This is a genomic window from Candidatus Paceibacterota bacterium, from assembly GCA_035530615.1.
Classification (GTDB): domain Bacteria; phylum Actinomycetota; class Actinomycetes; order Nanopelagicales; family Nanopelagicaceae; genus QYPT01.
This window is the reverse complement of sequence record DATKUL010000002.1, coordinates 132,586-153,198: the sequence shown is the minus strand read 5'-3', so window position 1 is coordinate 153,198 and position 20,613 is coordinate 132,586. Positions and strand designations below refer to the sequence as shown.

The window sequence follows — 20,613 nt, the reverse complement described above, 5'->3', positions numbered from 1 at the left end:
TGTTATCGACGTTCGATTAGAGCATCAGCTTCAGCCCGGGCCTTCGCTAGTTCTTCGTTGAAAACTGGGGGCGCGTCAAGTGCGCTCAATAGTTCCTCAAAGAAAGACACCGGAACTCTCCACGTTCGCTGCGCTTCAATCACTTCTTGAGCTCTTTCTAACGCGGCATCAAGGGCAAACTTGCTTGCGCTCGTCCGCTCCAAACTTGCGGCTTCGCGAATCTGGCGAAGAGCTTCCTCAGGTAGGCGGATCTCAAACCGTTCCGTTGCAGAGGTTGTCATTGGATTCCTCCTTCCACTACGTACATTGTCCGTACAAATCCTATCAAAGTCAATAGACCGCGAAGGCCCCTTGGAAGATTGATTTGCTCCCAGAAATTACGATACGGTACGGTATCGTTTCGGAAGTCGACAGGAGGCAAGATGAGTATCGCCCAATGCATCGGCCGCCCTCGCGACACATCCCGAGATGTCGTAATTGAAAAAGCCGCAATTGAACTCCTCCGAGAGGTCGGCTACGAGCAACTCACCATCGAGTCGGTAGCCACTCGTGCGCAGGTAAGCAAGGCAACTATTTATCGCCGTTGGAAGAACAAGGCAGCTCTCATTACCGATTCAGTTCACCACTACGCCTTCTGCAAAGCCCCCGCTATCGATACCGGATCTCTTCGGGGCGACCTCATTGGGGTGATTTCAGAAAAAGTTAAAACAATGAAGAGTGCAGATGGTCAGTTGATCGCGGGTCTGATGTGTATGGCCCGAACAGACACCGACCTTGCCAGCGTACTGACTCAATCACTTGCCGATTACGCCAGTGCAGCCCACGCAGCCATGTTCGATCGAGCCGTTGCACGAGGAGAAATTTCCAAAGATGCCAAGCGTGAACTTATATTGCAGATAGTTCCCGCAGTGATCAGCTTCCGGGTTTTTATGTCTCACCAGAGCGTCAGTCGCAAGTTCGTCGAGAACTTCGTCGATGACGTTCTTATCCCAGTCATAAAGCACACCAACAAATAATCCGTCGTAAGCAGCCATCTAAGAGGAGACATGCGTGTCAAAGACAACAGTTGATCTAAGTACCACAAGCACAGAAGAAGGTCTTGATCCCAAGAGGTGGAGAGCTCTTTTCGTCATTGCCATTGCACAATTAATGGTCATTCTTGACTCATCAATCGTCAACATCGCAATTCCTAGCGCAAAAATCTCTTTGCATATCACTAACGCAAATCAGCAGTGGATTGTCACATCCTACACACTTGCCTTCGGCTCTCTCCTTCTCCTAGGTGGCCGAATCGCCGACTACGTAGGTCGCAAGAAGATCTTTATCGTCGGCCTTCTAGGTTTCGCTGGAGCATCTGCTCTGGGTGGAATCGCCTCCACACAAGGACTTCTCTTCGCATCTCGAGGTCTGCAAGGCGCATTTGCCGCACTCCTATCTCCTGCTGCACTCTCGCTTCTCAATGTGACCTTCACCGTTCCGAAAGAACGCGCAAAAGCCTTTGGTGTATACGGCGCTATCTCCGGCGGTGGCGCAGCAATCGGCCTTATTCTCGGAGGAACTCTCACCGAATATGCCAACTGGCGCTGGTGCCTTTTCGTCAACGTCCCTATCGCGATCATTGCTGCGCTCTTGGCTCGACCATTCATCAAAGAATCCAAAGCACTCGGTGATCGCAGCTATGATACCCCCGGAGTTCTCACTGCGACCGCGGGATTGTTCTCTCTCGTTTACGCTTTCACGCTGGCAGCAAAAGACGGATGGACAGATGGGCACACTTTCTTGTTCTTTGGTCTAGCAGCGGTATTCCTTACCGTCTTCATCTCCATCGAGCGCCGTGCGAAAAATCCACTGCTACCAATGCGAATCCTCTCTGAGCGAAACCGTGCAGGCTCCTACCTCGGTTCGCTCTTTGTAAGCGCCGGCCTATTCTCAATGTTCCTATTCCTTGGCCTCTATCTCCAAGTGATTCTCGGATACACCCCACTGCACACTGGCTTCGCATTCCTGCCATTCTCAACGGGAATCATTCTCTTCGCAGGTCTCGCGGCGAAGTTGCTTCCAAAAACAGGTCCTCGCCCTTTGATGTTATGGGGTCTTGTTCAAGCCGCAATCGGACTTCTCCTCCTGTCGCGAATCACGCCTGCAACGTCCTACCTCACTCATGTGCTCCCGACGCTCATCATCATGAGCACGGGTATGGCACTGGTATTCATTCCAATGGCATCGACCGCTCTGCATGGAATCGGGAGCCATGACTCAGGCGTGGGAAGTGCAATGCTCAACACCAGCCAGCAGATCGGTGCATCTCTAGGTACCGCGCTATTGAACACAATCGCAGCCACTGCAACAACTAGTTACATTGTGATCCACGGAGGCAATGGCAAGCAGGCGCAGTTCTGGGCACTCACACATGGCTACGCCGAATCATTCAGAGTCGGAGCAACTTTGTTGCTTGTAGGCGCAGTGATTCTTGCCTTTACAGTCCGCATCGGTCGTGAATCACTCGTTGAAGCAGACCTGGTTGTTTCAGCCCACTGACCAAAGAATCGACCTTTCGCGCTCTTGGAATAGATCTACTTAATAAAAGTCGGTTCTAATATTCCCAGGGCTAGCGAGTTCTCTATCTGCGCCATCGCCGTAATCAATCGAGCCTCATCATCTCTGCGCGAAACAACTCCCATCCCAACTGGGAGTCCGTCAGTGAACCCCATCGGAAGACAACCGATCGGTGTTCCTGCAATGGCAGGCGCCGTTGTGATCCAACTTGATTTAGAAAAGTCATCACCTTCGCCAAGCGTGCTCACCCATGCCGGTGAATAGGTAGCGCCAATCAGGACATCAACGCCATCCAATCCCAATGCCAAAGTCTTCTCTGCCCAGGCCAGATTCCTGGCACGTTTTTCGGCATACTCAATTCCACGGCCACCTAGTTCGAGGGCTTGCTCAAAGAGTTCCTGCGCAAAGTATTGAAGCTCAGTATCGGCGTTCTCTGCGTTAAAACGAACAACATCTGCCAGGGATGAGAGTTTCGAATCGCAGCGAATTGAAAAATATGAGGCAAGATCATCTACCAGTTCGTGAAGCAGAACGTGAACCTCATCCTCACCAATCGACTCATCAGGAGCTGGGAGATCAACGTCAACCAAAGTTAGGCCGAATTTACTCAGCTGAGTGAGCACTCCATCAAAGAGTGCATCTGTTCCCTCATGAGTCGTTAACCAGGATTTGACGACTCCAATTTTCAGCGATCTCCTGTCTAAAGTGGCATTCACTAATCCCGATCTACCCATCATTACCTCTAGCAGCAACGCAGAATCTTGGACCGTTCTCGCCATTGAGCCTGGTGAATCTTGACTCGAACTGATGGGGATGACTCCCCCGCGCGGTACCGATCCGACAGTTGGTTTTATCCCAACGCAACCGTTTAATGACGCGGGACAGACGATAGATCCGTCCGTCTCGGTGCCGACTGCAAGTGAAACTAAACCAGCAGAAATTGCGGCACCCGAGCCGGAGGAAGAACCGCCCGGGCTATGAATGTGCTTCCATGGGTTGGCGGTCAGACCACCCACACCTGACCATCCGCTTGTTGACTTAGTAGAACGAATATTTGCCCACTCAGAAAGATTGGTGGCGCCAATGATATTTGCCCCTGCTGCACGTAGACGAGAAACGATGGGAGAGTCTCGTTCTACCGGATACTTGGTGAGGGCAAGAGAACCAGCAGTTCCAGGCAGACTAACCGCCTCAATATTGTCCTTAATAACTATCGGCAATCCTGCCAGCGGCAGGTTGGTATCAATCTGTTCTGCATTTTCTCGGGCTCGGGGCGCCAGAGCTAGTACAGAATTAAGTTCGTAGCCAGAGGAATCCATGCTCTCGATTCGATCTAGAGCTGCTTCAACCAATTGACGTGAAGAACTATTGCCATCTCGTACTGCATTGATTTGGTCGTGAGCGCAGGCGTATGTGCTCACGAGGTAATCGTATGCGATCTGACATCAGCAATTTCTGCCCTGAAAAGATCAACTCGACTGCCGATCTCAGATACGCCACCACCACTTAATGGCCCACCCAGACCAAATGCATCTGCGCCAGCACCAAACCAAGACGCCACATTCTCCTTGTTCACTCCACCCGTAGCTACCCATATCTGATTCGGAAAAGGGTCTCGCAGTGCTTTGAGATGCCCTGGTCCATATGTCGAAGCCGGGAAGAGTTTCAAGGCATCGCATCCGGCCCCTATCGCAATTGCAACGTCTGTTGCGGTGGCCACTCCCGGCATTGATATCAATCCCGCGGATTTCGTCATTTTTATCACGTCACTGTCCGTATTGGGAGAGACAACAAATTGGGCCCCTGCTCTTTTGGCATTGAGCACATCACTGGTCGTCATTGCCGTACCCACGCCAATATGTATAGATGTCTCATGAGAGAACTCTTCAATAAGATCAAAAACATTGGGACAAGTTGTGGTGAACTCCAAGACTAGAACTTTGGAAGCAATGAGGCTACGGGCAATCTCGCGAGCTTCATCGGAACTTGACGTGCGAACAATCGCCATAATGCCACTGGATTTAAGGTCTTGAATCATGAAGTCGGCTCCCTTTCGCTGGTGTCTATCCTGCGCCCCGCAATGCCATATGGAAGGCCGATCCAATCTCCAATTTGCGTAGCAACTGAAGCGCCGCATTCACTTCCCTGCACAACAGCCCGCTCCAGTTCGAGTCCAGCGAGCAGGCCAGCAATCGTGCCACCAACAAAAGCATCACCCGAACCGACTGGATCGATCGCCGTGACCAGGGGTGGGGATACTTCGAAATATTCTCCATCGCTTAGCACCCTGATCAGTGCTGGTCCCGCGGTCATAATTGCTGTCTTGATTCCCCGATTAACGGCGTTTTGTAAATTTGTTTTGGGATCATCTGACCCCCACACCACTTGGTACTCATCGGCACCCCCGAATACGACATCTATATTCTGCACTAGATCATATAAAACCTCGCGCGCTCGCGTCTCACTCCATAATTTTCGACGGATATTGAGGTCAAAACTCTTCATAGTCTCTGCAGCGCGCCCAATATTTAGTGCTTCGGCAACAGTAGCGCAGGCGCTCTGCGAAATTGCCGCAGTTATTCCCGTGACATGCAACCAACGACATTCCTCTATGTCCGATGCCTCGATATCGCGTGGCGTCATCGTCGAAGCCGCACTCGAAGTGCGCAAATAGGTCACGTTGACTGGTTGTGAGGTTCCTCGGTTGCGCACGATCGCCCCTGTGTAGTTATCAACTCGTCGGATCCGAGAAACATCAATTTTTTCCTTTAGCAACTCCCCAATAATCACATCCCCCAATTCGTCCAAGCCGACACGAGTTTGAAAAATAGAGGAAAGACCCAAGCGGCTCACGGCTACAGCAACATTAGCCTCAGCCCCAACCACTTGGAGGTCGAATTTACGTGCAGAAACAACTGAGTCTGTGTCTTCAGCTAGAAACAACGCAAGTGCTTCACCAAAGGTAAAAAGATCAGCCACCGTAGTTCTTGACATCCTGTCGTTTCTCCCAGCCTGGAGCATACAACGCTAGTCGCCCACCAGTCCGTGGATGCTCGGCACACGCCGCCCGATTGAGAGTTACTCCTAATCCAGGTGCTGTCGGCAACTCAAAACAACCATCTTTTGGATTTACGTATGGGGCTCCCTCAACGATTTCATGAATCCACGGGTCAGCGAAATCATTAAAGTGTTCTAATACTTTGGTGTTTGATGCTGCAATGGCAACATGCAGAGCCGCAGCCGTACCGATTGGTCCAGCCACATTATGTGGTGCCAGACGAACATTGTAAGCATCACTCCACCCCACTAAACGCTGTAGTCCCGTAATCCCTCCGCAGTGAGTTGTATCAACTTGCAGGATGTCTACAAGACCTTCTTCCAAGAATGGAATCAAATCTGTCTCTTGATGAATTCGTTCACCTAATGCGATTGGCAGATGTGTATGATTACGAACATTGCGCAAACCGCCAATATCCATCGGCGAAACAGGCTCCTCTATCCATGCCGGCTCAATATGTTCGATGGCTTTGGCAACCGCTCGAGCGGATGAGGATGTAAATCGACCGTGCATTTCAACATAAATATTTATATCCGGTCCCACCGCACCCCTCACCGCTTCCAGAATGCCGACAGATTCACGCAGAGCATTGCGACTTATCTCAGCACTTGCATGGCCGAAGGGATCGATCTTCAATCCACGATATCCACGTTCAACAACCTTCCCCGCGTACTCCGCAATAACTTTGGGATCACGATCTCCTTGATACCAACCGTTGGCATATGCTTCGACCCGTGCGGTAAATACACCACCCAACAATTGGTAAACAGGCACTCCCAAAGATTTACCAAGGATGTCCCAACACGCAATATCAAAAACTGCTAACGCGCTCTGTCCAACTTCACCTGGTAAGCCATACTCAGCAACTTTGATATTCCAAGCAAGCTTGGAAAGATCTGCGGGGTCAGCGCCTATGAGGTAACGGTTTCCCAACTCTTCAATCGCCGCAATCAAAGTATCGGTTTTATTCACCATGCGTACTTCTCCAAGACCAGTAATTCCAACATCCGTCTGGACTTCGACAATTGTTAACTCTCGCCACGGCGTCCCAACTACAACAATTTCAAATCCAGTGATCTTCATGAAACATGCAACCCCGCATTCGCTCTTGGCACTCGCTCTTTATAATTCTTAAACTAACATCGGTTAAAAGTCTACTGCTTTCCTCGAATAATGAGCATAGGTTCCTATTTGTTCCAAAACAAACCGGTTTTGAAAGTACAAATCGAAATAAATGTTCACCAACATTACAGTGACAATAGCAACCATTGCATCTGTTCATAATAAGGATAGAATCACGCTAATTATTCGAAGGAGTATCCATGACAGCGCGAACCTGGCCATCGACACGAGACCCACATGGTCCCATGGGAAAGTCCATTTCTATACTCCAAGCGCAGGGAATCGAATATCACGATGCTGACGGGTTGCCCGAATCAGAGAAAAGATTTCCAGATGGAGACCGATGGAAGATTGAAATTCCATCCGTCGAAGGTCCATCAGCGTTTAAAGCTATTCTTGACGAAGCACAGAAACGAAATTTGAAGTTTCATCGTATTTCGCAAGGTTCAGGCATCATGATGCAGACCGATGATGAGATCCAAGAAATGGTTAGATTAGGAAATGCGCACAACCTCGAAGTCTGTCTTTTCGTAGGACCGCGAGCGGCCTGGGATATTGGCAAACAACCGCTTTCATCCGCCGGTGGCGTTGCATCCCCGACGTTACGTGGCACAGATCAAGTTCGTTTTGCACTCGAAGATGTTCTTCACGGTGCCGACCTAGGTGTGCGCTCCGTCCTAGTCGGTGATATCGGTCTACTCAAAGTCTTGGGCGAAGCGAAAAGTCGTGGGGATCTGCCTGCAGATTTCATCCTCAAAACTTCAGTAGCGATGCCCTGTCCGAATGCAGCAACAGCACAAGTGCTTGCCGACTTAGGCGCATCGACATTGAATCTCGCCACCGATCTATCACTTCAACAAATTGCCACCATTCGCGCGCAAGTGGATATTCCAGTCGATGTCTATGTTGAGGGTCCTGACGATTTTGGCGGAGTGGTACGTCACTACGAGGTACCTGATCTAGTGCGCGTCGCCGCTCCGATCTATCTTAAGTTCACCGTCCGAAACTCTCCCGGACTATATCCCGCAGGCGGACATATCCAAGGGCTTATCGAAGCGACAGGTCGTGAACGAGTGCGCCGTGCCGCGATCGGATACTCGATGTTGACCCGCTACAACTATGAAGGTTGATCCTCTGATGCCCCGAAATCGCGTACTTCTATTTGGAGCAACCGGCGCACTTGGCACAGCAATCAGCGAAACATACAAAAGTCATGGATGGCAAGTCTTTCCAGTAGTACGGCAGTCGACTGGCCTCGTAGATGAAGTATTGCTTCCGTTAGAAGACTCTAAAGAATTTGAAAATGCTATTGTGGCAAATAGTTTTGATTCAGTCGTATTTGCGCAAGGTATAAACATGAATGGTTCTATTATGACAACCGAGGAGGAAGATTTCCAACGACTTTTTGATGTTAATGTCACTTTTATTGTTCGACAAGTAAAACTCCTAATGGAGAAAAATGCGATTGCCACAGAGGGCAAGATAGTTGTCGTAAGTTCCTTAGCGGAAGTATTTACTCGAAGAGAGAAATTTGCTTATACAGTTTCCAAAGCAGCGGTCGGCGGACTTGTACGGTCTCTAGCTGTTGATCTCGGACGCTCTCATCGCATTTTGGTCAACGCCGTTCTACCTGGTGTCGTGGATACACCAATGTCTCGAAAAGGTCTAACGTCGGATCAGATAGCCAATGTCATCGACGCTACACCAATTGGAACATTAGTAACTCCTACGGATGTAGGAAATAGCGTTTATTCACTGGGCAGTGAATTGAACACTGGAGTTTCTGGCCAAAGCCTATTGGTCGATAATGCTTTTTCCGTGACATTCCTACCTTGAATCTTTTGGAAAACTTTAATCTACCGACCACGTCATAAGGCCAGATGCATTTCGCGAGCGAGCAATGCGCTGGTACGACTCAAGTACCTCAAGATGACCAAGTACCGGGTAAACCAAGTATTTGTATTCCGGATCCCCCCATGGACCCAAACGCTCATGACATTGGTCGATTAATTCCATGAGCGTTAATGGCCTAAAGGCCATCTGTAAAGTTTCCATGCATGTGCGTTCCACTAGATCTGTATACGCCAAAGAGGTATCAAGAAAATCAATGGCGCTCTGCCCTTGGTAACGAGGGTAGTGAGAAGTGAGTACTTCTGTTGGCTTGTATCCCTTGAGCAAGCGAATCGTGGAACGATATGCCTCAACAAAACGATAGGTGGGCGGAAAAGCTGGTTGACCATCTGCATGCAGCACGCTTGCACCAAGGACCGCATCACCAATAATGACGACGCCCGTCTTCTCGTCCCAGAATGAAAGGTGCCCCCATGAGTGACCGGGAGTGTGCAAAATTTCGATAACACGGTCACCTAGGTCAATGCGTTCATTACCTGAAAACCCAATATCGACACGAGTCTGGAAAGCAACAGTTCTTATAAATGCCTTCGTCTCAGAAGTTTCATCAAAATTATGATCATCTGCAAACTCCCCATAGCGATCATCTATCATCGATTGAAGATTTTCGATCATGGGTCGATCGCGTTCACCGCAGCAGATCAGAGCATTAGGCATTAACTCTTTAACTGCCCTGTTGCCACCCGTGTGATCGAAATCTGAATGCGTATTCACGGCATATAGAACGGCATCTAAAGAAAGACCATTCGCATTAAAATATGGGACAACAACCTCGCGCATCGATCCATCAAATCCAGTGTCAACAATGAGGGTCGCCGCTGAACCAACAATTGCGTAAACGGCAATATACCTAGTGCCAATGGGGCATTCAATTCGATGTATACCTGGAAGAATTTCCATGCTTACCTCCCCTGCAAATGTCGGACACATTTTCGGATACTCGGGTGAACTCCAAGGTGTATGACTCAGAGCGTTATCTCGAGGGCCACCCTATATACAGAGGGGATACCGACTTGGCTGACACGAGTTAATGCCGACCAGGCGCTGGCACCGCCGCCGGTAAAAACCACCTGAGAACCATTGACAACCGCCATTTTGAACTTCACAATTGGTCATACAAATGATTCATATGTTGAATAAAAGCCGATTGGCCGTCCCCAGCCACGCTCAAATTTCTTCTATGAGTACCAGAACCCAGGAGGCCTGATTAATGATTCGAAATTCTCATCTGAGAGCGCTGGCATTAGGGGCAGCAATCTCATTTCTGGCTATATCAGCGGTTTCTCCATCTTTCGCTGCAAAAAGTAAGGCTGTGAAACCGGTAACAATTACTCTGTCCAGTTGGCAGTTTGTTGAGCCAGGCCGCGGTGAAGCCTTAAGCGACTTGATTGATACATTCAACGAATCACACAAGAAAATTCAAGTGAAAGTAGTCTCTGTTCCGTATCCAACCTACGCGAACACCATTTTGACCCAACTTGGTGCTAGATCAGGCCCTGATGTTGTCAATTTAGATTATGACGTTTTCGTCCAGGCCCAACAAGCTGGCTTGCTTGCTGACATCACTAAATTAATTAAGAAACCAGCAGGCGGATTAGCCGTCTATGACGCAAAATTTTTAGTCGGGAAAAAACGATTTGGAGTTCCTTGGGAGACGCTAGGTTATGCCCTGATCGTAAATAAAGATTTACTTGACAAGGCTAATGTCGCAGTGCCCACAACTTTCGCAGAGTTTGTTGCCGCTGCAAAAAAACTAACAAATGGCACGGATCAGTATGGGTTCGCTTTCCGTAACACAATGACTCAGGAAACTGGTTGGTGGTATGACCTCAGCAATTGGGTTTACGGGTTCGGAGGCTCTTGGACTGATGCAAATGGAAACCCAACCGTAAACTCCGCAGCAGTAATTAAGGCTGTCACTGAATATAAGAACTTTTTCGACCAGAAGTACATCCCTCAAGGAGCAGAAGCTGCTACTTATCGGCAAATGTTCTGGGAAGGCAAAGTTGCGATGGAGATTGATAACGGGTCTGTACCAACAATCTTTTCCACCCAGAATCCTGCAATCAAAAAGAATCTTGTAATTATCAAGAATCCATTTCCGTTTCCAACTAATGCTCAAATCTTGGAAGGTACATCAATCAATGCAGCTTCAAAAAACAAAGAAGCTGCGGCCGTTTTCATCAATTGGTTGCTACAGACAGCCCAACAGCGTCAATTGATGAACGCCCTTGGTCATCCTGGAGTTGCAGCGGTGGTCACTCCACCTAAGGCTCTGATCTTCGATAAACCATGGGTAGTGCCATATCAGGCTGTTGGTCGCTATGGCAAACTCATTTTGCCTCAGCGGGCGGAGTTGAAGACTGCTGAAATTCGCCATGCGGTTCTCGCGCAGATGGATCTGGTCCTTCGATCCGGCTTGAGCCCTACGGACGCTATGAATGCAGCACAAACTGAGGTGAAGTCAATCCTGCATAAGTAACAAGATATCAAGTTGATGTGGTTTGGAGTGGGTTTTAACATGCAACAGAATCCCACTCCAAACCACATTGTTACCGATCTATCCGGCAAAGTACTCTCAATTTTGAAAAATAAGGAGAAGCCATAGTGGCGAAAGTGGAAAAATTATCAAACACGGACGTTTGGTATAGACGCAATGCCCATTGGATTCTTCTTGCTCCTGCCCTGATTTATCTTGGACTATTTTTGGGTTATCCACTTTTCCGCGGCTTCCAACTTAGTTTCACCGAAACAAATACATTGAATCCCGGATTAAATACTTACATTGGATTGAAGAATTACGACGAAATTCTACATTCTTCTGGATTCTTCAGCACCCTATCTGTCACTGTACGTTATGCAATCGCAAGTGTTATCGGTGCACTGATACTTGGTTTAGGCGCAGCGTTGCTAATGAACAGATCAATGCGTGGCAAGGTTTTCGTTCGGACCATGGTGACTTTACCTTGGGCATCTCCTCCCATAGCCGTAGCTCTTATTTTCACTTGGATGTTCAATCCTCAATACGGAATTATCAACTCAGGCCTGCATAAATTAAACATCATCGGAAAAGAACAACATTGGCTAGATAATCCATCTTTAGCACTCCCAACCCTCGTTACAGTCACGATTTGGATGACCTTTCCATTGACGAGTCTGATACTTCTAGCTGCTCTTCAATCTGTTCCAAAAGATCTTTATGACGCCGCAAAAGTGGATGGGGCAACATCCTTCAAGCTTTTCCGTTATGTGACGATCCCATTAATTCGTCCAACGATGTATGTAATGATGCTGCTTTTGTCGATCTGGGCACTACGCCGTTTTGACGTGATTTGGGTTCTGACCCAAGGTGGGCCCGTTGACAAAACTTCAACTCTCGTTGTTCGCCTCTATCGCGAAAGTTTTCAGTACGGCAATCTCGGTTATGGAGCAGCAATCGGAACAATCGGATTTGTCCTTTCAGTTTCTTGCACCGTTGTCTATTTTCTTGCCAATCGTCGACTTGAGCGGAATATCTAATGTCCTCTAACCGAAAGAAAGCACGTTCTTCTCGAATCTCAACAATGATCATCTTGTTATGCATTATCGGCATTGCCATAATCGCTGGCTTTCCTATTTATTGGATGTTTAACACTTCGCTTCTGCCAACAAATGAAATGTTCACATCATCCCCACGTCTGTGGCCTTCCTTCGATAATTTAGGTGGATTTTCTAATCTTTTTCAAAAATTGGAAATCGCAAAGTGGTTGACGAACTCCGCATTCATCGCAGTCGGAACAACTTTTGCTAGTCTCGGAATGGCACTCTTTGCTGCCTATGCAATTTCACGTCGCAAATTTCGTGGCCGAGGATTTATCGGCTTCATTATGTTTGCAACTCAAATGCTTCCAGAAGCACTTCTAGTGATTCCACTGTATGCACTATTCATTTCCTTAGGACTAATCAATAACCTTTGGGGATTGATCCTTGTTAACGCAGCGTTCGTGATGCCAATCATTGTTTGGGTGCTCAAAGGTGCAATTGATTCGATTCCGCATGAAATTGAAGAAGCAGCTATTGTCGATGGATGCTCGACGTTGCAAATCCAGCGCTTAATCATCTGGCCGCTAATTGCCCCGTCAATCGTTGCTGGGGCGGTTCTAGCCTTTTTCCACGCCTGGAATGAGTACCTGTTTGCCACAACTTTCATCCTTGATATGGATAAGAGGGTCGCCTCTACCGGCTTAGCCTCGCTTATTGGCGAACTTACAACCCCCCTTGATCGAGTCATGTCAGCATCTTTGCTCTATACCTTGCCACCAATTATCTTTTTCCTAATTGTCCAACGACGCATTGTTGATGGGCTAACAAGTGGTGGAATTAAAGGATAGGAGAGTCAGAATACTCCACTGCGATGTATCCAGGATCAGTAGATTGCTAGATCCGATATATGACAGATGAACCTTTCACAATTATTTGCCTTCGAAATGCGGGGCACGTTTTCCAATAAAGGCGTCTCTACCCTCTTGAGCATCCTGGGTAGTGAAGCAATAAGCAAAGGTGTCGTTTTCATATGCTAGACCAACATCAACAGCGGTCGACATCGAAATCCTAACCAAATGTTTAGCCAATTCTGAAGCAATCGGGGCATTACTTGCAATTCGCGCTGCCAATTCCCCAACTTTCTGATCTAGCTCATCTTCGTTAAATATTCGGTCAACCAATCCAGACCTCTCAGCTTCGTCCGCAGAAATCATGTCCCCCGTGAGCAGCATCTCAAGGGCTCGACCTGTACTCATATGACGTGGAAGGAGCTGAGTGTTGCCCGCTCCACCGTGCCATCCCAACTTAATTTCCCCGGCGCCGAATTTGGCATCAGGAGTTGAATAGCGAATATCACTCAGGAGCGCCATTTCCAGACCACCGCCGATACAGTACCCACGGATCTTTGCAATGGCAGGCTTCCTAATCTGCCAGATACTTCGCGCATAGTCGTCACGATTGCGCAATTGCCAGTTTGAACCGTAATCATCTAAGACTTTGATATCACTACCCGCAGAAAATGCTCTTGTCCCTGCCCCTGTGATTATGACAACGCGAATACTCTCGGTGTTGTTAATGTAAAAGACTAGTTGCATCAACGCTTTGCCCATTGCTGGTGTCATCGTGTTCAATTTCTCAGGACGGTTGAGTGTTAACGTCGCAACAGAATCAACAACATCAAATTCCAGTTCTTCCGGGAGCACTGGAATAGACAGCGTCACTGTTTGTTCTTTCGCCGAGCATTCGACGAGGTCTGCGCTGCAGCTTCAAGGAGAGCTTTCATGGCAAGTTCGGCACCATCTGGGTCTTCATCGATAATTGCATCAAGCACTGCTTGATGCTGAATAATGAAAGAACCATCATCAATGGCATCTCGAACCATTTCATCGCGAATTCGCAGAAGTGGAATGAAGAGTGTCCCAATCCGTTTCATTAACTCATTTTGCGTCGCATCAAGCATGCCCTGATGAAAAGCCATGTCAGCTTCGCCAATTACTTCCGATTTCATGCCATTGCCGTAGTACGCATCGGTCATGCGTTTTAACGCTGAAGAAAGAACGGCAACATCTTTACTGCCGCGCCGTTTAGCAGCAATTCGAGCAACCCAAGGTTCGTAACTAGCACGAACCTCTTCAAGATCTTTCAATAACTCTGGAGCCAGCCCAGAACTCCGGAACCATGAAATTACATCAGGGTCTAGCAAATTCCATTCTTCACGTTCAAGGACAATCGTGCCGGTCTTTGTGCGAGCACGGGTCATCCCTTTGTCATGAAGAACCCTAAGAGCCTCGCGAACGACCGTGCGACTCACGCCGAACTGTTCCTCTAATGTGTCCGATGTAAGAATTGAACCTGGTGGAATGTCTCCAGAGATAATGCGACTACCCAAGTCCCAGACTATCTGGGTTGGCAGATTTCTAGCGATCTTGGTTTTCATATTAAGTCGTCCATTTCACAGATTGCTAGTGCCAATGGCCCTTGCCCCCATGGGACCAAGAAACCACGCGGAGTATGTACGTAATGCGATGCGCGAGTAGATGCCATTACCGCAGCAGTAACATTGCGAAGATGACCGTTCGCGTCCGTATCATCAAGTGCACCGGCAAGGGCATTGATCGCGTGCGGTAATACATCTTCTTTACTCACAATACCCATCTTAATGGCGCGCGCAAACCCCGTTGCCATAAAGGCGGCAGTTGATCCTTCTTCGCCCGAAGTTGGATCATGTACAACACACCACCAACGACCGTCGGGGCGTTGCAGTTCAATCATGCGGTGAATCTGCTTCTGTACCGCGCTAAGAATATGTGCTCGAGCGGGATTATCTTCGGAGATGTTCTTAAGAACATCTAGTAGGCCTAGCATGGACCAACCCTGCCCCCGCCCCCATCCGGGGCCAAAAGTTCCGGCTACTCCATGCATAAAGAAATGATCGAAGATTCCATCAGGTTGTTGCAAGGCTTCAATATATGCAAGTGCTTGCGAGATTCCAACTTCGGTAAATTCTGGATCGTCTAAGGCCTTGCCTAAAGCAGTAAAAAAAGGCGGGTCAAAATGCAAGCAATCAACGCACGACCCTCGCGGCGGCTGAGCAAGCAGCGCAGCCTCCTTGGGAGGAAGCATCTCACCCCCATAGGGCGGAATTAAGCACATGCTCTCCCACATATCAAAAATCCCGCGATCAACGGGCCGCGACATCAAGTAGCGCGCTAAACCAATGAGTTCTCCAAGAAGAATGGTGTCATTAGCTAAATGTGCAACCTCAACCATCGCCATTCCCGGAGCCGTGGCATCCATCCGTTGGTATGGAGTTGGTCTGGTCGCCCAAGCTCGCATCCACCCATGAGCAAAGGCAAAATAAGTGTCGTCTTTCAATACCCTTCCGGATTCGATCATGCCTTCGAACCCAGTGGAATCACCAAAATTCCATGTGTCAAAACGCATCCGAGGCAATGATGCTGCAACTTTTTCAAGTATTGCCAATCGTTCCTGGCGACTAGGTAGCGCAGGGGCAGAGAACATATCTTTACCTTCCCTTGAAATTCGGCGGACGTTTTTCAGCAAATGCTCTCTGTCCTTCTTGCGCATCCTGCGTTGTCATGCAGTACGCGAATGAATCATTTTCATAAAGAAGCCCAACTTCCAACGGCATACTCTGCGCCATACGAACCATATGTTTTGTCATTTGCGCCGCGATTGGAGCCTTTGCCGCGATGGACTCGGCGATTTCAATTGCACGGGGAAGAACTTCTTCGCGGGAAACCATTTCTTGTATTAAACCCATACGCAATGAGGTAGATGCATCTACCGGCTCGCCATGGAGAAGAAAAAGTGATGCATTTCCAGGACCAACCGCATGGGTTAAGAGTTGGGTCTGACCTGAACCACCATGCCAACCCCAACGAATTTCTCCCGCTAAAAACTTGGCGTCAGAAGTTGAAATACGGATATCGGAAGCACAGGCCATTTCTAGGCCACCACCGATGCACCATCCATGAATTGCGGCAACAACGGGCTTCTTGATCAACCATATTGCGCGCGCGTAATCGAGTCCTCTACTAAAGCGATTACGGTATTCCCAGTTAGTTCCATACTCGTCCAATTCAGTTAAATCACTTCCCGCACAAAACCCCTTCTCGCCTTTGCCATACAATACAACGGCACGAATATCGAGGTCATTATTAATTTCATAAATATAAGAATTCATCATCTCGTCCATCACCGTGGTCATCGCGTTAATCTTCTCCGGACGATCCAAAATCAGATGTACCGTGTTTCCATGGCGTTCGAGTATGACTTTTCCGGGATTCGCTGCGGCCATTGTTAGTCCTTTACTAGTCCGATTGCACCAGTTCCTACTAATGCATCTATCTGTAAGTCAGAAAACCCAAGAATGCCATTCAAAATTTCTCGTGAGTGCTCGCCAAGAGCAGGAGCACCGCGACGGATCGTCGGTGGCGTCTCAGAAAGTCGTAATGGAGGACGCACCGTCCTAGCACTAGTGCCACGATATTGCGGTTGTTCGACAATGTATTGAGCTTCCTGAATATGCGGATCATTAACCAAGTTTTCATAGTTATAGACGGGTCCGCACCATGCACCGGCTTTATCGCAGATCTCAATCCATTCTTTAGTGGTCTTGCCTTCGAATTTATGACGGATAAGGCGATAAACCTCATCGCGATATTCATGGCCCGAGTTGTAATGCTCCAAAGTACGTAACCAATCATCGTTAAGAATTTCACCAAGGATAGGAAGCGGAACCATTGCTAAGGTCATCCAACCATCTGAAGTCTTGTAGACGCCGTACGGAGCAGGAATAGATCCATGCCCACTTCTTTCTTCCATACGGCGCGGCATCGTCTCCGTATTGAGATACGTAACAAACTCTTGTAATTGGCAGTCCATAACTACCGACAGCATGTCGACCTCAACATGTTGGCCCAAGCCAGTGAGATGGCGTGATTCGATTGCGGCAAGAATTCCAATCACCGCTTGATACCCCGTCATTACATCGGCACCCCAAAGTGCACTAGGGGTTGGATCGTCGCCAAGGGCTCCAACGCTAAACATCGAACCGCTATATCCCTGTACAACAAGATCTTGACCGGGACGATCGCGATAAGGACCAAAAGATCCATACCCTGAAATAGAGCAATAGATCAATTGCGGATTTATTTTGTGCAATTCTTCATAGCCAATACCTAAACGATCTGCAGTCCCGTATCGAAAATTTTGCAAAAAAACATCAGAGTTCTTAATTAATTCATGAATAACAGCTTTTCCGTCAGGATGTTTTAGATCAATAGCAAGGGAACGCTTGTTGCGATTGACGGCGAGAAAAGTAGTCATCTCGCCATTACTCATCTGATCCTCAAAGCCACGAGTGCGGTTAAACTCACCCAAAATCGGTGGCTCTATCTTGATCACATCAGCGCCCAAATCCCCCAATCGCGTTCCAGCGATGGGGCCGGCAAGCATCTGGGTGGCATCAATTACTCGTAATTTCTCAAGGGCTCCACGTGTCATACTTAAATACTTTCATATGAAGAAATACTTGTCAACGCTCGTCCACTCCACTTTTTCTTCACGACATCAGGCGAAACGGGCGTGAAGCCCGCCATCAACAATCCAGTCAGCACCGTTGACGAAGGAGGCATCATCGGAGAGAAGGAATGTGACCACCTTTGCAATTTCCGAGGTCTGCGCCATTCTGCCCATGGGCTGTACCGCCATCGCCTCAGTCCGCTTGGCAGGTTCCTGGACGAACCAAGACTCCAGCAGCGGGGTCAGGGTGTATCCAGGCGAAACTGCATTGGTGCGAATTCCGTTGCGCCCTTCGTCAAGGGCAAGGTTCCTGGTCAATCCAATAACACCGGATTTGGCCGCTGCGTAAGGAAAATACTTGGGATAAGACATGCGAGCATGGATCGATGCGATATTTACAATCGCTCCCCGCCTTGCCGTACGCATCCCGGGGAGTACGCACTTCGCCGTGTGCCACACACTCTTAAGGTCAACGTTGAAGAATCGTTCCCATTCATCATTGGTCATCAGAACCGGATCGTAATAGGCATTGACACCAGCGTTATTGACTACGCCAGTAACTGGACCGAAATGTTCGACCATTGCGTCGTGTGCCACGTTTAGGCTATCGAAATTTCCAACATCTGCTTGGTGGAAGAAAACTTGGAAACCTTGCGTGCTGAGTTCTTCGGCATACTTCTCGCCTGCCGGGACATTGATATCACAGAAGGACACGCTTGCCCCTTCTTGTACCGCATCCAGAACAATGGCCGCGCCAATTCCAGCTGCGCCACCTGTAACTAAAATATGTTCGTTCTTAAGTTTCATTTATTTTACCAATCTGCTACTGAGCCGTCATTATGGAACCACTGAACTGGCATAACCGAGACGAATGGGTGCTTACTTGCCTCAATCTGGTTAATCTCTATGCCGATACCGAGACCTTGCGGGGGAAGAATATGCCCGTCCTCAAACTCGGGCACCCCGATAAATACTTCTTCGCGCCAGGGAACATCCGCGCGCATCACTTCCTGAATAAGGAAATTGGGCGTTGTGAGCGCAAGATGGACATTAACCATCGTGGCTACAGGGCCCAAGGGGTTATGAGGAGCCATCACGACACCGAAAGTTTCACAGAGCGCAGAGATCTTCCTCAACTCAGTGATGCCGCCAGCGTGACAGACATCAGGCTGGGCGACATCAATGAGACCGTCTTTCAAGAGTGGTAAGAATTCAGAGCGCGTGAGTAAACGCTCCCCTGTTGCCAATGGAAGATTGATGCCGCGCCGGGCACGCACCAAGGCTTCATGTTGGTCTGGTTGGACCACCTCTTCCAAAAAGAGTGGATGGAATGGTTCTAAAACTTTTGCATACTGGATCGCCATAGCTGCACTCGTACGACCATGGAAATCGATCATAATATCCACATCAGGACCTGCGGCATCACGCGCTGATCCCATTAGTTCTTCCGCATGTCGCAATCCGGCACTTCCCCCAAGTGGCGCCGATTGTGGCACTGCCAAGATTTTCACAGCTGTAAATCCATCTGCAATTGATTGCTTCATTTTTTCAGCAAAGGATTGTGCAGTATCGGAGTTGTAAACAGCATCCGAACTACCACCACCAAGATGGTCATACATTCGCACTCGATCCCGAGCAAGGCCGCCAAGAATTTTCCAAAGTGGTACGCCTAAATCCTTAGCGCTAATGTCCCAGAGTGCTTGATCAATTCCACTCAAGGCGGACATTGTGATTACGCCGCCTTTGAAGAAAGGGTGGCGATAAATTATCTGCCAAAGTTTTTCAATATCCCGTGGATCTTGTCCGACAATTAACTGACCCAGATCTTCTATAGCACCCACGACTGCTTGGGCTTGAAATTCAACTGTCGCTTCCCCAATTCCAATAAGTCCCGCCTGATCCGTGAAGACTTGAACGATCACCCAGTTCCGCATCTTGGCATTAATGACGGTTGTAGTGATTTTCGTGATCTTCATAAGTGCACTCCTATGCTTTGAAGGAAAACTATTGACTCGTCTAGCGTTGCCTCAATTTCAGCATCCCAAATTGTGGTGGGGCGCCTACAGTAGGCAGTAGCGATAATCCCACGACGTTGCAGAATACTTTTCTCAACCGCAATCAATTGCTCAAGATTGGAAATCCAACGTGCAATCCAAGGAATAAAAGTGTTCAAGCGTCTTTCAAATTCTGTAAAATCGCCCGCATCCAATGCGTCTTCGGCCCATATATACGCATCGGTTAGTGCGCACCCCGGTTGTACTCCTAGAGCACCCGCTTGAACTCCCTGAGCCCAGAAAATTCCGCCCCACCCAATGAGCGTTCCAACTGAGTCATGAGTCAAACTTTTTACTCGTTCAATGGATGCCGAAGGTGGGTTGGCTTCACATTTAATCATTGCCAAATTTTCATACTCGCCGGCCAATTGGGCCAGCACTGCGACGTCCTCCATCCCCCCTGCCTGCGGCAGATGTTGGATGATCACGGGAATCTTCACTGCAGAAAGGATTCCTCGCAGGTGTTCGAGGATTTGCTCGGCCGATGGTGCAAAAAAAGAGGGTGGCAAAATATTGATGAAATCAGCACCCATCGCTTCATACTTACGCGCACGAACCACCGCTAGTTCGAGAGAATGATCAGCAACTGAAGCCACAATCGTGAGAGATGCCTTACGTTTTTCTTCTACCAAGATTTCAAGTAGCCGATCGCGCTCAAGATCATCCAATTTTATGTTTTCGCTTGCGACGCCAAACATCAATACCGATTCAGCGCCGCATGAAATAATCCATTGCACGAGATTTCGAAAACTCTGGTAATCCACTTCACCAGTTAGCGTAAATGGAACGGAGAGAACAGGGCAGACGCCACGAACTTGCTGCATACTACTCATCTGCTCGTGG

The 20,613-nt window shown here is 48.5% G+C and carries 21 protein-coding genes; 7 read left to right on the top strand and 14 right to left on the bottom strand.

What is annotated here, in order from left to right; genetic code table 11:
* Positions 1-2 precede the first annotated feature (2 nt).
* Positions 3-281, bottom strand: a complete 279-nt coding sequence (locus VMW30_03765; protein ID HUW87476.1) for a DUF1778 domain-containing protein — start codon at positions 279-281, stop codon at positions 3-5.
* Positions 282-422: 141 nt separating this feature from the next.
* Here VMW30_03765 and VMW30_03760 point away from each other — a divergent pair, with 141 nt between their 5' ends.
* Together VMW30_03760 and VMW30_03755 are read left to right on the top strand one after the other, a co-directional pair.
* Positions 423-1,016 (top strand): TetR/AcrR family transcriptional regulator, encoded by a 594-nt coding sequence (locus tag VMW30_03760; protein ID HUW87475.1) that lies wholly within the window; start codon positions 423-425, stop codon positions 1,014-1,016.
* A 34-nt stretch (positions 1,017-1,050) separates the two neighbouring features.
* A complete protein-coding gene (locus tag VMW30_03755) occupies positions 1,051-2,538 on the top strand; it encodes an MFS transporter (protein ID HUW87474.1) in 1,488 nt (495 codons plus the stop codon).
* A gap of 35 nt (positions 2,539-2,573) precedes the next feature.
* Here the strand turns inward: VMW30_03755 and VMW30_03750 are convergent, their stop codons facing one another.
* From VMW30_03750 to VMW30_03735, 4 genes are read right to left on the bottom strand one after another with little or no spacing between them, the layout of a single operon-like run.
* Complete coding sequence (locus tag VMW30_03750; protein ID HUW87473.1) at positions 2,574-3,977, bottom strand: amidase family protein; 1,404 nt, start codon at positions 3,975-3,977, stop codon at positions 2,574-2,576.
* Positions 3,974-4,594 carry a bifunctional 4-hydroxy-2-oxoglutarate aldolase/2-dehydro-3-deoxy-phosphogluconate aldolase gene (locus tag VMW30_03745; protein HUW87472.1) on the bottom strand — a complete coding sequence of 207 codons (621 nt, stop codon included), beginning with the start codon at positions 4,592-4,594 and terminating at the stop codon, positions 3,974-3,976. Before VMW30_03745 ends, VMW30_03750 begins: the two co-directional genes overlap by 4 nt.
* Positions 4,591-5,550, bottom strand: coding sequence for a sugar kinase (locus VMW30_03740; protein HUW87471.1), 960 nt, complete (start codon positions 5,548-5,550; stop codon positions 4,591-4,593). Before VMW30_03740 ends, VMW30_03745 begins: the two co-directional genes overlap by 4 nt.
* A complete protein-coding gene (locus VMW30_03735) occupies positions 5,528-6,697 on the bottom strand; it encodes a mandelate racemase/muconate lactonizing enzyme family protein (protein ID HUW87470.1) in 1,170 nt (389 codons plus the stop codon). The genes VMW30_03740 and VMW30_03735 overlap by 23 nt, the downstream gene beginning before the upstream one ends.
* A gap of 239 nt (positions 6,698-6,936) precedes the next feature.
* Between VMW30_03735 and VMW30_03730 the strand changes: the two genes are divergently transcribed.
* Both VMW30_03730 and VMW30_03725 read left to right on the top strand, forming a co-directional pair.
* Complete coding sequence (locus VMW30_03730) at positions 6,937-7,866, top strand: U32 family peptidase (protein ID HUW87469.1); 930 nt, start codon at positions 6,937-6,939, stop codon at positions 7,864-7,866.
* A gap of 7 nt (positions 7,867-7,873) precedes the next feature.
* The gene (locus VMW30_03725; protein ID HUW87468.1) at positions 7,874-8,572 is read left to right on the top strand and encodes an SDR family oxidoreductase; all 699 of its coding nucleotides are present in this window, start codon (positions 7,874-7,876) and stop codon (positions 8,570-8,572) included.
* 15 nt (positions 8,573-8,587) lie between these two features.
* Here the strand turns inward: VMW30_03725 and VMW30_03720 are convergent, their stop codons facing one another.
* Positions 8,588-9,547, bottom strand: coding sequence for an MBL fold metallo-hydrolase (locus VMW30_03720; protein ID HUW87467.1), 960 nt, complete (start codon positions 9,545-9,547; stop codon positions 8,588-8,590).
* Between the two features lie 310 nt (positions 9,548-9,857).
* On the opposite strand from VMW30_03720, the gene VMW30_03715 reads away from it, so the two are divergent.
* The 3 genes from VMW30_03715 (at position 9,858) to VMW30_03705 (ending at position 13,017) form a co-directional block, all read left to right on the top strand.
* Positions 9,858-11,129, top strand: coding sequence for a sugar ABC transporter substrate-binding protein (locus VMW30_03715; GenBank protein ID HUW87466.1), 1,272 nt, complete (start codon positions 9,858-9,860; stop codon positions 11,127-11,129).
* Positions 11,130-11,254: 125 nt separating this feature from the next.
* Positions 11,255-12,166 carry a sugar ABC transporter permease gene (locus tag VMW30_03710; protein ID HUW87465.1) on the top strand — a complete coding sequence of 304 codons (912 nt, stop codon included), beginning with the start codon at positions 11,255-11,257 and terminating at the stop codon, positions 12,164-12,166.
* The gene (locus VMW30_03705; protein HUW87464.1) at positions 12,166-13,017 is read left to right on the top strand and encodes a carbohydrate ABC transporter permease; all 852 of its coding nucleotides are present in this window, start codon (positions 12,166-12,168) and stop codon (positions 13,015-13,017) included. The genes VMW30_03710 and VMW30_03705 overlap by 1 nt, the downstream gene beginning before the upstream one ends.
* An 81-nt stretch (positions 13,018-13,098) precedes the next feature.
* On the opposite strand, the gene VMW30_03700 is transcribed toward VMW30_03705, so the two are convergent.
* From VMW30_03700 to VMW30_03665, 8 genes are all read right to left on the bottom strand, one after another.
* On the bottom strand, positions 13,099-13,890 hold the full coding sequence (locus VMW30_03700; GenBank protein HUW87463.1) for an enoyl-CoA hydratase/isomerase family protein: 792 nt from the start codon (positions 13,888-13,890) through the stop codon (positions 13,099-13,101).
* Entirely contained in the window at positions 13,887-14,606 is a 720-nt protein-coding gene (locus VMW30_03695) for a FadR/GntR family transcriptional regulator (GenBank protein HUW87462.1), read from the bottom strand. Before VMW30_03695 ends, VMW30_03700 begins: the two co-directional genes overlap by 4 nt.
* Positions 14,603-15,691, bottom strand: a complete 1,089-nt coding sequence (locus VMW30_03690; GenBank protein HUW87461.1) for a glycoside hydrolase family 88 protein — start codon at positions 15,689-15,691, stop codon at positions 14,603-14,605. The genes VMW30_03695 and VMW30_03690 overlap by 4 nt, the downstream gene beginning before the upstream one ends.
* Before the next feature lie 4 nt (positions 15,692-15,695).
* Positions 15,696-16,490 carry an enoyl-CoA hydratase/isomerase family protein gene (locus VMW30_03685; GenBank protein HUW87460.1) on the bottom strand — a complete coding sequence of 265 codons (795 nt, stop codon included), beginning with the start codon at positions 16,488-16,490 and terminating at the stop codon, positions 15,696-15,698.
* 2 nt (positions 16,491-16,492) lie between these two features.
* A complete protein-coding gene (locus VMW30_03680; protein HUW87459.1) occupies positions 16,493-17,698 on the bottom strand; it encodes a CaiB/BaiF CoA-transferase family protein in 1,206 nt (401 codons plus the stop codon).
* A gap of 66 nt (positions 17,699-17,764) precedes the next feature.
* Complete coding sequence (locus VMW30_03675) at positions 17,765-18,523, bottom strand: SDR family oxidoreductase (protein HUW87458.1); 759 nt, start codon at positions 18,521-18,523, stop codon at positions 17,765-17,767.
* Positions 18,524-18,528: 5 nt separating this feature from the next.
* Complete coding sequence (gene dgoD, locus VMW30_03670; protein ID HUW87457.1) at positions 18,529-19,692, bottom strand: galactonate dehydratase; 1,164 nt, start codon at positions 19,690-19,692, stop codon at positions 18,529-18,531.
* Positions 19,689-20,603, bottom strand: a complete 915-nt coding sequence (locus VMW30_03665; protein HUW87456.1) for a dihydrodipicolinate synthase family protein — start codon at positions 20,601-20,603, stop codon at positions 19,689-19,691. Before VMW30_03665 ends, dgoD begins: the two co-directional genes overlap by 4 nt.
* Positions 20,604-20,613 lie beyond the last annotated feature (10 nt).